We start from the raw sequence: 12,818 nt of genomic DNA on the forward strand, positions 1-12,818 counted from the left end.
CATGGTCGCTGCCCTTGGGCCGTATTCCCGGCGTGACGACGGCCAGGTTGGGCCCGACGATCCGGCGCACCGCTTCCGCTTCCTCGGCCGAGCAGACGATGCCGCCCATGCCGGCATGCAGCGCCTGCTCGGAGCGCCTCAGCACCAGCGTATGCGGGTCATATTCATAGCCGGCGTCGATCACGTCCTGCTCGTCCATCGAGGTCAACACGGTGACGCCAAGCAGGCAGAGATCGCTGCCCCTGGCGGCCTCGACCGCTGCCTTCATCGTCTTCGGATAGGCGTGCAGCGTCAGCATGGTCATGCCCATCCTGGCAATGGCCTCGACACCCTTGGCCACTGTGTTGTCGATGTCGAGCAGCTTCATGTCGAGGAAGATTCTGGTGCCGCCGCTGGCGAGCTCGCGGGCGAAGTCGAGCCCGCCGGCGAAAGCGAGCTGATAGCCAATCTTGTAAAAGGAGACGACCCCGTCGAGCTCGCGCACCGCCTTCTCGGCTTCCTTCAGCGTCGGCACGTCGAGGCCGACGATCAGCCTGTCTTGCATGGTGCTGGCGCGCTCCTGGATCAAGCCTCGATCCGCGTGGACAGCAGGCGCGAGGTTTCGATCAGCGTGCGGCATAGGTGCTCCATCGATCTGTTCAGTCTCTCGTCCCTGAAATTTCCGTCGTCGTCGAAGGCGTTGCCGCCCTCCGGCACGGAACACTCCGGCGTTACCACCTCCATCTGGCAGCGCACCAGCACGGCGCGCAGATGGTTGATGCAGCGTACCCCGGCGAAGTGTCCTTTGGAAGACGAACAAAGGCCGGCGGGCTTGCCGGTGAACGGCCTGAACGACCGCCCGCCATCCGTGCGCACCCGGCTCACCCAGTCGATAGTGTTCTTGAGCAGCGGCGGGATGGAGCCGTTATATTCGGGCGTCGCGATCAGCAGCCCGTCATGGGCAGCGATCTGCCTGGCAAGCTTGAAGACGTTTTCGGGAACGCCTTTCTCCTTTTCCAGATCCTCGTCCAGGATCGGCAGCGGATAGTCGGCAAGCGAGATCCGGGTCACCTCGGCGCCCTGCATCGCGAGTTCCTTCTGCGCCACGTCGGCGGTCCTGCCGCTGCAGGCGCCAGCGCGAATCGAGCCCGCGAAGACGAGAATTTTCGGGATCACTGCCATTGGCCACCTTTGTCCCCGGACAGGTACAGCCAAGGATCGCTCAGATCAACGCATCGGCCCAAAAATCGAAAATCGATTTCTGGAAAGCACGATGCTTGGATTCAAGGTGTTGTGCGTCCAAGAGGACGCACCTCGCTCAAGGGATCAAACCTCGCTCACTCTGAGCGACCGAGTTCGACGCGGAGCGGACGCTTAATGACGGGCCAAGGATCGCCTGTTCCAGGCGTCGTTTCCGTGTAGATATAGCGCTATGACTCAAGGATTGACCTCGACAAATCCTCCGCAAAAACTTCCGCTTGCATTCGGCGGTGGCGCAATCATTGGCGCTCTCGGCGGCCTGATCGGCCTCGGCGGTGCTGAATTTCGTTTGCCGCTGCTGATCGGGGTCTTCCGCTTCACCGCGCTGGAAGCCGTCATCCTCAACAAGGCCATGAGCTTGGTGGTCGTCGCCACGGCGCTACCCTTTCGCATGGGCACGGTGCCTTTTGGCCAGATTGCGGCGCATTGGCCGATCATCGTGAATTTGCTTGCCGGAAGCCTTCTCGGCGCATGGTTCGGAGCGGGATGGGCAACGCGCCTGAAATCGGAAACGCTCTACAGGGTGATCGCAGCGCTGCTCATCGTCATCGCGGCTGTGCTTGTGTTCGGACATGATGCCAGTGTGGGGCGAGCACTGTTGACGGGTACGGCCCAAATGGCGGTGGGTGCTGTCGCAGGGTTCGCAATAGGCGTCGTCGCGTCGTTTCTCGGCGTTGCCGGCGGCGAACTCCTGATACCCACGCTGGTTCTGCTCTTCGGTGCGGACATCAAGCTTGCTGGAAGCCTGTCGCTCGCCGTGAGCCTTCCGACGGTGCTGGTCGGCTTCTCACGCTACAGCCGCGATCAGAGCTTCGCCACCATCGGACGAAATCGGTCGCTCTTGCTTGTAATGGCAGCTGGATCAATCATGGGGACCTTGATCGGCGGTTTTCTGCTCGGCATCGTTCCTAGCGCCCTGCTATTGCCAGCGCTAGCCGCGATCCTCGTAATCTCCGCGTGGAAAGTCTGGCACCAGGCGAGGTAGAGATGTCCGCTTCCACCCATTTTAGGCCATTTGCGGCGGCTGGCTAAGTTTCGACCCTAGTGTGCCGCGCGCCGGTAGATCCACAGCTGCGTTGGCGGGATGTTGCGGATGACGAAATGGAAATGCTCAACCGTGTAGTCGCCGCGGCCAGGCGGGATCGGCGACATTGGGCCGTAGGTCAGCTGCACGATCGGACGGCCTGTCGGGATGCGGTCGAGAAGGCTTTCGACATAGGCGATGCGCTGGGCGACCGGGAAATTGAGCAGTGGGACGCCGGAGACGACCGAATCGAAGGTCAGGCCGCTCTTGTCGCCAAGCGTCGCATCGAGATTGAAGGCGTCGCCCTCGATAACGTTGACGCCGGGATAGAGCCGGCGCAGATGGCGCACGAAATCGGGGGAATATTCGACCGCATAGAGATTTTCAGGCTTTACGCCCTGGGCGAGGATGGCTCTGGTGATGACGCCGGTGCCGGGTCCGACTTCGAGCACCGGCAGGCCCGACTTCGGGTTGACGACGGATGCCATCTTGCGGGCCGTGATGGAACTGGTCGGCACGATCGAACCGACTGCCTTCGGCTTGTCGATCCAGCCCTTGAAGAACTTCAGTTCGTCGTCGAACTTTTCCGCCAGCGCTTTTCGCAGTCCGGGACCATGTGCCATGCAAGTTCTCCTGAACGCTCCCCCGAGAGGCTACTTAGCAGCTACGGGGTTCTAGGCAAGGCGGATGCCGGTATAAGATGTTGATGACGCTAGGGAAGCTTCGCCTTAATTGCACTCTACACCCGATTGACGAGAATAGGCATCAGCGCTCGCTGAAGGTTTCGAAAAAGTCCTTCATGCGGGCAAAAAAGCCGCTCGACTGGGGCGAATTGTCCTTCGAGGAAAGCTGCTCGAATTCCTCCAGCAACTCGCGCTGGCGGCGGGAAAGGTTCTGCGGCGTCTCAACCGCGGTCTGAATATAGAGATCGCCGACATTGTGCTGGCGTAGCACCGGCATGCCCTTGCCCTTGAGGCGGAACTGACGGCCGTTCTGGGTGCCTTCCGGCACCTTCACTTTCGTCTGGGTGCCGTCCAGCGTCGCCACCTCAAAGGAGCCGCCAAGGGCGGCCGTCGTCATCGAGATCGGCACCTTGCAATAGAGATCGGCGCCGTCGCGCTGGAAGAATTCGTGCGGCTTGACCGCAAGGAAAATGTAGAGATCGCCCGACGGGCCGCCGCGCAGGCCGGCCTCGCCCTCATTGGCGAGGCGGATGCGGGTGCCGTCCTCGATGCCGGCCGGGATGTTGACCGACAGCGACCGCTCCTCGGTGACGCGACCCTGACCAGCACATTTCGGGCACGGCTCCTTGATGGTCTGGCCACGCCCTTGGCATTGCGGGCAGGTGCGCTCGATCGAGAAGAAGCCTTGCGTGGCGCGCACCTTGCCGTGGCCGTTGCACATCGAGCAGGTGACGGGCTGGGTGCCGGGCTTGGCGCCGGTGCCGGAGCATTCCGTGCAGGAGATCGACGCTGGCACGTGAATCTGCGCTGTCTTGCCGGCGAATGCCTCCTCCAGCGTGATTTCCATATTGTAGCGCAGGTCGGCGCCGCGCTCGCGGCCGCCTGAGGAGCGGCGCTGGCGCCCGCCCATCATGTCGCCGAAAATATCCTCGAAGATGTCGGCGAAGCCGCCGGCGCCGAAGCCTTGCGCGCCGTCATTCATGCCGCCCTGCTCGAAGGCGGCGTGGCCGAAACGATCGTAGGCCGCGCGCTTCTGCGGGTCCTTCAGCGTCTCGTAGGCCTCGTTGATTTCCTTGAACTTGTGCTCGCAGGAATGGTCGCCGGGATTGCGATCGGGATGGAACTGCATGGCGAGCTTGCGGAAAGCGCTCTTGAGCTCCTTCTCGTCTGCCCCCTTTTGCACGCCCAGCGTTTCGTAGAAATCAGCTTTCATCTTTTCCTGCAGTCCGGATATTCAACGTCTTGAAGCCTTGTTGCGTCGTTTGCCGGCACGCTGTTCCGATTTAGGTGCGATGGGGCCGGGATGCCAGTGTCGACGCGGGCTTGCCCGCATTTTTTCGATCAAGCCCGTATTTTTTCGGTCAGAGTTGCAAAAAAGCCCGGCTTTGCGCCGGGCTTTCCGCTTTATCTGCCGTCAGGCGGCTCAGGCCGACTTCTTCTTGTCGTCGTCCTCGTCGATTTCCTCGAAATCGGCATCGACCACGTCGCTGTCCTTGGCGGCGTCCGCCTTGGCGTCGGCTTCCGCGGCTTCCTTCTGCGAAGCCTCGTACATGGCCTGGCCGAGCTTCATCGAGGTTTCGGCGAGCGCCTGGGTCTTGGCTTCGATCTCGGCCGCGTCGTCGCCTTCGGCGGCGGTCTTCAGCGCCGCGATCGCATCGGCGATCGCCGTGCGGTCGGCCTCGGAAACCTTCTCGCCATATTCTTTCAGCGACTTCTCCGAGGAATGCACCAGCGCCTCGGCCTGGTTGCGGGCCTCGACCAGCGCGCGCCGCTTCTTGTCGGCCTCGGCATTGGCTTCGGCGTCCTTCACCATCTTCTCGATGTCGGCGTCCGAAAGGCCGCCAGACGCCTGGATGCGGATCTGGTGCTCCTTGCCGGTGCCCTTGTCTTTGGCCGAGACGTTGACGATGCCGTTGGCGTCGATGTCGAAAGTGACCTCGATCTGCGGCACGCCGCGCGGCGCCGGCGGAATGCCGACCAGGTCGAACTGGCCGAGCGCCTTGTTGTCGGCGGCCATTTCACGCTCGCCCTGGAAGACGCGGATGGTCACGGCCGACTGTGAATCCTCGGCCGTCGAGAACACCTGGCTCTTCTTGGTCGGGATCGTCGTGTTGCGCTCGATCAGCCGTGTGAACACGCCACCCAGCGTCTCGATGCCGAGCGACAGCGGCGTCACGTCGAGCAACAGCACGTCCTTGACGTCCCCCTGCAGCACGCCAGCCTGGATGGCGGCGCCCAATGCGACGACCTCATCCGGATTGACGCCCTTGTGCGGCTCCTTGCCGAAGAACTGCTTCACGATCTCCTGGATCTTGGGCATGCGGGTCATGCCGCCAACCAGGACGACCTCGTCGATTTCGCCAGCTTTCAGGCTGGCATCCTTGAGCGCCGCCTTGCAGGGCTCGATCGTGCGCTGGACGAGATCCTCGACCAGGCTCTCGAACTTCGCCCGCGTCAGCTTCAGCGTCAGGTGCTTGGGGCCGCTGGCATCGGCGGTGATGAAGGGCAGGTTGATCTCGGTCTGTGTGGTGGACGACAGCTCGATCTTGGCCTTTTCGGCCGCTTCCTTGAGGCGCTGAAGGGCGAGCTTGTCGTTGCGCAGGTCGATGCCCTGTTCCTTCTTGAACTCGGCAGCCAGATACTCGACCAGACGCATGTCGAAATCTTCGCCGCCGAGGAAGGTGTCGCCATTGGTCGACTTCACCTCGACGACGCCGTCGCCGATTTCGAGCACCGAAATGTCGAACGTGCCGCCGCCAAGGTCATAGACGGCAATGGTCTTGCCTTCCTTCTTGTCGAGGCCGTAGGCAAGTGCGGCCGCGGTCGGCTCGTTGATGATGCGCAGCACTTCAAGGCCGGCGATCTTGCCGGCGTCCTTGGTGGCCTGGCGCTGGGCGTCGTTGAAATAGGCCGGAACGGTGATGACCGCCTTCTCGACCTTCTCGCCGAGATAGGCTTCCGCCGTTTCCTTCATCTTCTGCAGGATCATTGCCGAGATCTGGCTGGGCGACTGCTTCTTGCCGCCGGCCTCGACCCAGGCGTCGCCATTGTCACCCTTGACGATCTTGTAGGGGACGAGCTTCTTGTCCTTGTCAGTCACCGGGTCGTCATACCGGCGGCCGATCAGGCGTTTGACCGCGAAGATGGTGTTTTCAGGATTGGTGACCGCCTGGCGCTTGGCCGGTTGGCCGACGAGGCGCTCGCCATCGCTGTTGATGGCGACGATGGAAGGGGTCGTGCGCGCGCCTTCCGCATTCTCGATGACCTTCGACTCCTTGCCATCCATGATGGCGATGCAGGAGTTGGTGGTCCCCAGATCGATACCGATTACTTTTGCCATTTTTCTAGTCTCTCCGCTAAGCAGGCTCTCAGGACCCGTACAGGCGTTCCGACGAAAGCCCCTGTTCACAAGAAATTCCGCTTCGGCAACCGGCATTCCGGCGTCGAACGGCTTGGCGCGTATATAAGAACAGGCTGCGCGGCGCGCAAGCATTCTGCGCAAGGCCGTCCAACATCCTTTGCTCGGGCCGAGCCGGGTGTTCTCCGGCCATGGCACGGTGAGCCCAGGCCGTCCAGCGCTTCCCATGAACCTTTCCGCGTCTGTTCGCGACTGACACCTAGGTGCTGCATGGTGCGGCCCCGGAAAGGAAAGTGCCATGACTGGAAATCCAAAGGCTCCGCGGTCTCGGGGAACTCAGCGCGACCACCGCTTTCGGGATGGGGGCGATCCGCTGGGCTTTCCGCTGATTCCGTTGACCCTGCGTAAGAGCCGGCGTATCGTGACTGCGAGGAAAGCAGACAATTCGATCAGGGAAAAACGTGCCGGAACGTCGCGCCTTGCCCTGATTTGCGCGGCAAGACCGGATGTTTCTCCCGCCCGCGGGGGGAATTCCATGTCTTGCGACCACGGCGCGTTCGTGCGCTCTCGTGCTGGCCGTTTGCGCCGTGCGATCCAAGCAACCAGTGGATTCCCGGCAACCAGTAGATTCCTGGCGCTCGCCACCACCCTGTGGCTTGGCTGTGCCGCCCAGGCGCAGGAAACGCAGATCATCTATCCGGGCTCGATAGCGGTGACCGGGTTTTCCGGCACTGTCATTCCCAATTTCGAAGAGGGGCCCAATTTCGAAGCAGGCTTGCCGCCCGGCGTCGATCCCGTCGACGAAACCTTCATCGACACGACGCGCGCAACCTTGCGCGTTTTCGACGTTTCAAGGCTAGGCGGGCCGGCCTCCGGCCAGCTCGTCTTCACGCCGCCGCCCTTCGAAGTGACAGCCGAGCAGATCGGCCAGGTGTTCGGCATCACCTATGACGACGGCGTCCGCGACGGTGTTCCATCAGGCATTCCGAACCTCTATGCCGGCGCCAGCTCGCTGCACGGCATCCGCATCGTCACATCAGACGAAGATGCGGACGGGCGCCCTGAGCGGCAGCGTCGCGGTGCTGCCGGCGCCATCTTTATGGACGGCCAGTTCGGCACCGAGAACGGCGGCGGACCGGGCACGATCTGGAAGATCGACGGCATCACCGGCCAGGTGAGCAAATTTGCCGACATCGACACCAACAGCGGTCCCGGCGTTGGCGACATCACCTTCGACAATATCCACCGCCAGATCTTCGCCAGTGACCTCGACACCGGTCTCATACACCGTGTCGACGCCAACGGCACGTCGGTCGACACGTTCGACCACGGCGTTGCCGGGCGCCCGGCGCACGGGCTGGCCCCGCTTGCCGACGATGGCTCGGTCATGGACATCGAGGACGCTGCCTTCGACAGCGAAGACCCCGACAGCTGGGGTTATACGCAGGACGAGCGCCGCGTCTGGTCCGTCGCCTATCATGGCGGCCGGCTCTATTATTCGGTCGGTGAAAAGGCCGAGATCTGGTCGGTGGGCGTTGCCCGCGACGGCAGTTTTGCCGGTGACACGCGCTGGGAACTGACGGTCAAGGCCGACAAGGACCAAGCCGTAACCGACATCGCTTTCGACATCAGCGGCTTCATGTACCTGGCCCAGCGCGGCCCGATAGAAAACCGCTACGACTACAGCCAGTTCGCCGATTCCGGCAAGGGCGAGGTCATCCGCTACTGGCGCGATAACCCGGACGATCCGGCGACGGAATCAGTCTGGGTGGAAATGCCGCAGGAATATGCGGTCGGTTTCCCGGAGGACAACCGGCAGTCGGCCGGCGGCCTCGACCTGCAATATGGCTACGACTCCGACGGCAATCTCGATGCCGGCGTCTGCACCGAGACGCTGGTCAAGACCGGCGACAAATTGCGCGACAATCCCGCACTTGCCGAACAGCTTGCCGGCGGCGGGCCGCTCGCCGTGCACGGCGTGCAGATCACGCCGACAGCACTGGTCAAGCCGGCCAACGTGCCGCCCTTCGGCTCGTGGTTCGTCGACTTCGACGGCTATTTCGAAGACCCCGAGGTTGAAGGCCATGTCGGCGATGTCGAGGTCTGGCACCCCTGCGAGGGTCGTGCCGGCTATTACGAGCAGGTACCGGGCGGCGGTTACCTGCCACCTTTCTATCCGCCCGACTTCCCGCCCCCCGGCGGCGTGCCTCCTTGCCTCGATGTCGAGGATGTCAGGTATTTCTGCACGCCCTCCGGCCTCGAGGCCGAACTCTATCTCCGTGACCATGCCGGCTTTGGCGGCGATTCGATCAAGGCTCTGTCCAGGACATCAGGCGTCGGGGTGACCTCACTCCTCTCCCATGCTCCCGGCGCGCCCTACACGATAGGTATCACCGGCCATTATCCTGGCGACACGGTCGATGTCGGGCTCTGCTTCTACAAGCAGTTCGATCGCGACAAGGGCGGCTATTTCCCTTGCTGCAAGATGACGGTGCCGCTCAGAACCCCAGCCGTCAGCTGCGAACGTTGAGGAGGGGAAGATGAGCATTTCAGCACTTTCCCCACTCGCGACGACTATGAAACCGCTGTCACTCTCCAGGCGCGGCGCGCGCTGGCTGATGGCGGCCGGTATCGCGGTCGCCATGCTGAGCCCGGGGCAAGGCTTCGCGGAAGATCTTGTTCCGGTCCAGACCAGCCAGGCCGACATCGACAAGCCTGCCGATTCCGGTCCGCTCGAAACCGCCAGTCCGGATTTCGGGCTCGACCTCGATGAGCCGCGCATCGTCAATCCGCGGCCCGGCCGGGTCGTGCCTTTCTTCACCAAGAAAGGCAGACAACGAGGCTGCGACTATGTCGTATATTCCCTGAGCTTCGGCCTGCGCGGCAACCCGCAAGCCTTTGCCAGCCCAGGCCTCGCGACCGCGCTGGAAAAGGCCAGGATCGACTTCAAGGACCAGCTTCCGCATGGCCTGCGGATCGTCGGCGTGCATCTGTCCGGCGACGGCACGGATGCGTCCGGCGGACCGCTGCCCGGAGCCTCGATCAGCACGTCGGCAAATCCCAACGACACGGCTGATGTTTCCGACTTCCGGATATCCGCCGCCGATCTCGACGGCGTCGGCGCTCCAAACGAACGCGTCATCACCTTCCAGATCACCGCCAAGATCGACCATGCGGCGTTTGCCTCGCCGGCGATCGTCGACAATCAGGGCATGATCAAGATAACCGTCGGGCCCGGCACCGGGACCATCATCCCGTCACAAGACCCAGGCAAGCCGGACGACGGCAACATCCTTACCGGCGAAAAGACCTCGATCAAGATCGACCTGACCAAATGCAACCCGCCGCCTCCACCTCCCGGCAAGGAATGCTTCAAGGTGGAGCGCGGCACGCTCGATTGCGTGCCCGGCGGCGGCGCCTTCATCTACCATATGCCGGTCGGCCCCGAGATGGGCGGCAAGTGGGTGCATCTCTCGACGACGACACCCGGCATCACCATCATCCCCGACACGCAATTGGTGCCGGCGGGCGGCGGTGTGCTCAACTGGAAGATCGTCGGTGCGTCACCCGGAGACGTCATCCACCTCGTCGTCACCGGCATCGAAACCTATGCCGGCCCGGAGGAGGGCTGGGGCTTGTGCTGCACGCAGACGATCGAAATTGTCATTCCGCGTGACCAGAGGTGTCCGCCCAAGGACAGGGAACCGGATCTGAAAGTCGAAAAACGCGCCAACGTTCCGCGTTGCACGATGGGCGGCGGCTGCGACTTCACCATCAAGGTCACCAATGTCGGCGACGGGCCGTATCACGGCAAGATCGTTCTCGACGACGTGACCTTGCCGGCCGGCTCCACCCTCGATTCAGGACCGAATGCGCCCTGGGTCTGTGCGCCGGCGGCCACCCCGATGACGTGCACCCATCCGGTGACCACGCTCAACCCGGGTGCCTCTGTCGACCTCAAGCTCGGCTTCAAGCCGGCCGCAGGCTGGCAAGGTCGGAGCTTGCGCAACTGCGCCGCCTATAATTATGGCGCCAGCGGCAAGCCGCTGTTCGGCAGCCAGCAAAACGACCGCGGCTGCGCCTCGATCCCGATCTGCCGGCGTGGCGACCGTGACCGCGACTGCCGGCCGCCGGTGGAAAAGAAGGTCGATCTGATCCTGAAGAAGCGTGCGCGCACCCCGGTCTGCACGGCCGATGGTGTCTGCACCTTCGTGATCGACATCATCAACAACGGCAGCGTCCCCTATGACGGGCCGCTGACGGTCACGGACACCTATCCGGGCGGCGCGCCGGTATCCTCGACCTTCGGCCCGACTCCGCCCTGGACATGCGGGCCGAACGGCCCCGGCCAGTTCCGTTGCGACAATGCCGGCATCGTGCTCTCGCCGGGCGCCTCGACGCCGATCTTCGTCGAAGCGGTGATGCCGGCCGGCTACCGGCCGGACACCGTCGAGAACTGCGCCGAAGTGAAGGCCATCCCCGGTGAGAACGACCTCACCAACAACAAGGCCTGCGCCAAGCAACGCATCCGTGATGGCGGAAAGCCGGCCATGCGCATCACCAAGGTGTGCGGCGGAGCACTGGCCGGTGCTGCGGCCGTCACCTGCCGCATCACCGTCATCAGCACCGGCACCACGGCCCCCACCGGTCCGGTGCGGGTCAACGATGCCGCCACGCTGGTGGCCGGCGGCGCGCCCATCCAGATCCAGACCGTCATCCCTGATGGCGCCGAATGGGCGTGCGGACCGGTTCCGGCCAATACGCTGTCGTGCCAGATTCCTGGCGCCGTGATGACGCCTGGAACCAGCCGCCACTTCGACGTGACGGTTGCTGCGAACGGCGAATTCGAGAACTGTGCGCGCGGCTCTTACGGCCCAGCGCCCGGAGACGAGATCGTCTATCCGATCGGCAGGGCCTGCGCCAAGGGTGGCGGCCCTGCCACCATCCGGGTCGAAAAGACCGGCGATGCCGAGTGCCGGGTCGGCCAGCCCTGCTCGTTCGAGATCACCATCACGAATGATGGGGAAGGCACCTTCTCCGGTCCGGTTCGCATCGGGGATGCGATCGGCGTTGAAGGCCTCGGCCGGCTGGAAGGCGTTGCGATCACCTCGATCGACCCGCCCTTCGGCTGCGCGCCGGAACCGGCGACCTTGCCCGCATCCTGCATCGCCAATTTGACGCTCGGCGCCGGGGAAAGCCACGTTCACCAAGTGACCGTGATCATTCCCGACGACGGCCGCCTGGCCAATCTGCAGGGCACCGTCAGCGGCCAGAACTGCGTTGGCGTGCTGTCCCCCGACACGCAGGTGCGAGGCGCGGGCGACGTGCTCTCCCGCGACCCGACCAACGTGCAGGGCGATCGTGGCAAGGCCTATGCCTGCCATCCCTTCACCATCAAGCGTGAGGTGCAGAAGAAGTGCTCGGCAGGCCTCGTCACGAACGACGCCGGCCGGTGTGTCTGCCCGGAAGGCACCACTTTCCGTAACGGCCAGTGCTCGTCCGGTGGCGGCACGGTCATCATACCGAAGCCGAAGGACCCGCAGCGCTGCGTGCTGCTCAAGGGCCAGATCCGGACCTCCGACGGGCGTTGTATCTGCCCGCGCGGAACCGAGCTGGAGAACCGCAGGTGCGTGTCGACCGACGACCCGCCGGCACGCCTGTGCAAGCTGCTGCCTGGCCAGATCCGTACCCAGGACGGCGATTGCATCTGCCCGAGAGGGACGGAGCTAAGGGGCGACGCCTGCCGGCCGATCCGGAAAAAGCCGCCGGTAGTGGAGCAATGCAAGCTGCTGCCCGGCCAGATCCGCACCAAGAACGGCGACTGCGTCTGCCCGAGACGGACGGAACTGAAGGGCAGAGCCTGCGTGCCGATCGTCAAAAAGCCGACCGTGGAACAGTGCACCATCCGCGGCCAGGTCCACAACAAACGCGGCGCCTGTGTCTGCCCGCGCGGGACCGAGGTGATCAGAGGCGCATGCCGCCGGCCGCAGGTGGAGTGTGCGCCCGGTTCACGGCTGATCGACGGCCAGTGTCAGCCGATCATCAAGCGGCGCTGCCCGGTTGGGACAACCGGACAGTATCCGGACTGCACCCCGATCCGCAGAAGGCCGGGCTTGGAGATCAATCCGAACCTCTTGAACCCGAACATCCTGCAGCAGTTTGTGCCGAGGCAACAACGGATTCCCCGGCAGCAGGATCCCGCGCGCAACAGCATTTTGAACTAACCATTCGCACCCACCAAAACCCCGCCGGTGCAATCCGGCGGGGTCTTGGCGCCGACATCTGAAGCCATCGCGCCAAGGACAAACCGGCTTCCCCTTTTCCGGATCATGGTCTAGCAGTCGATCCAGACGACGTGCCCGCAACCACGGGCGCCTGGAAAGGCCGGATCATGAGCAAAAAAACCCTGATCGCGCCATCGGTGCTGGCGTCGGATTTTTCGAAGCTCGGCGACGAGGTCGCGGCGGCGGCGGCGGCCGGGGCCGACTGGATCCATCTCGATGTGATGGACGGC

The 12,818-nt window shown here is 63.6% G+C and carries 8 protein-coding genes and 1 pseudogene; 4 read left to right on the plus strand and 5 right to left on the minus strand.

Annotated features, from left to right (window positions below):
- The coding region (gene pyrF / locus EOC93_RS29195) for an orotidine-5'-phosphate decarboxylase (RefSeq protein ID WP_127206342.1) at nucleotides 1–544 on the minus strand (544 nt) is incomplete at its 3' end.
- Nucleotides 545–564: 20 nt separating this feature from the next.
- Entirely contained in the window at nucleotides 565–1,161 is a 597-nt protein-coding gene (locus EOC93_RS29200; protein ID WP_127206338.1) for an NADPH-dependent FMN reductase, read from the minus strand.
- 250 nt (nucleotides 1,162–1,411) lie between these two features.
- Here EOC93_RS29200 and EOC93_RS29205 point away from each other — a divergent pair, with 250 nt between their 5' ends.
- Complete coding sequence (locus EOC93_RS29205) at nucleotides 1,412–2,224, plus strand: sulfite exporter TauE/SafE family protein (RefSeq protein ID WP_095484657.1); 813 nt, start codon at nucleotides 1,412–1,414, stop codon at nucleotides 2,222–2,224.
- A gap of 56 nt (nucleotides 2,225–2,280) precedes the next feature.
- Here the strand turns inward: EOC93_RS29205 and pmtA are convergent, their stop codons facing one another.
- The 3 genes from pmtA to dnaK form a co-directional block, all read right to left on the minus strand.
- A complete protein-coding gene (pmtA, locus tag EOC93_RS29210; protein WP_095484656.1) occupies nucleotides 2,281–2,886 on the minus strand; it encodes a phospholipid N-methyltransferase PmtA in 606 nt (201 codons plus the stop codon).
- A gap of 142 nt (nucleotides 2,887–3,028) precedes the next feature.
- Nucleotides 3,029–4,159, minus strand: coding sequence for a molecular chaperone DnaJ (gene dnaJ, locus EOC93_RS29215; protein WP_127206339.1), 1,131 nt, complete (start codon nucleotides 4,157–4,159; stop codon nucleotides 3,029–3,031).
- 210 nt (nucleotides 4,160–4,369) lie between these two features.
- Complete coding sequence (dnaK, locus tag EOC93_RS29220; protein WP_127206340.1) at nucleotides 4,370–6,286, minus strand: molecular chaperone DnaK; 1,917 nt, start codon at nucleotides 6,284–6,286, stop codon at nucleotides 4,370–4,372.
- Nucleotides 6,287–6,839: 553 nt separating this feature from the next.
- On the opposite strand from dnaK, the gene EOC93_RS29225 reads away from it, so the two are divergent.
- The 3 genes and pseudogenes from EOC93_RS29225 to EOC93_RS29235 form a co-directional block, all read left to right on the plus strand.
- Nucleotides 6,840–8,834, plus strand: coding sequence for a hypothetical protein (locus EOC93_RS29225; RefSeq protein ID WP_095484653.1), 1,995 nt, complete (start codon nucleotides 6,840–6,842; stop codon nucleotides 8,832–8,834).
- Nucleotides 8,835–8,844: 10 nt separating this feature from the next.
- Complete coding sequence (locus EOC93_RS29230; protein ID WP_127206341.1) at nucleotides 8,845–12,528, plus strand: DUF11 domain-containing protein; 3,684 nt, start codon at nucleotides 8,845–8,847, stop codon at nucleotides 12,526–12,528.
- Nucleotides 12,529–12,695: 167 nt separating this feature from the next.
- Nucleotides 12,696–12,818 (plus strand): annotated as a pseudogene (locus EOC93_RS29235) (ribulose-phosphate 3-epimerase); the annotation flags it as partial.

The organism is Mesorhizobium sp. M6A.T.Ce.TU.002.03.1.1, assembly GCF_003997275.1.
Classification (GTDB): domain Bacteria; phylum Pseudomonadota; class Alphaproteobacteria; order Rhizobiales; family Rhizobiaceae; genus Mesorhizobium; species Mesorhizobium mediterraneum.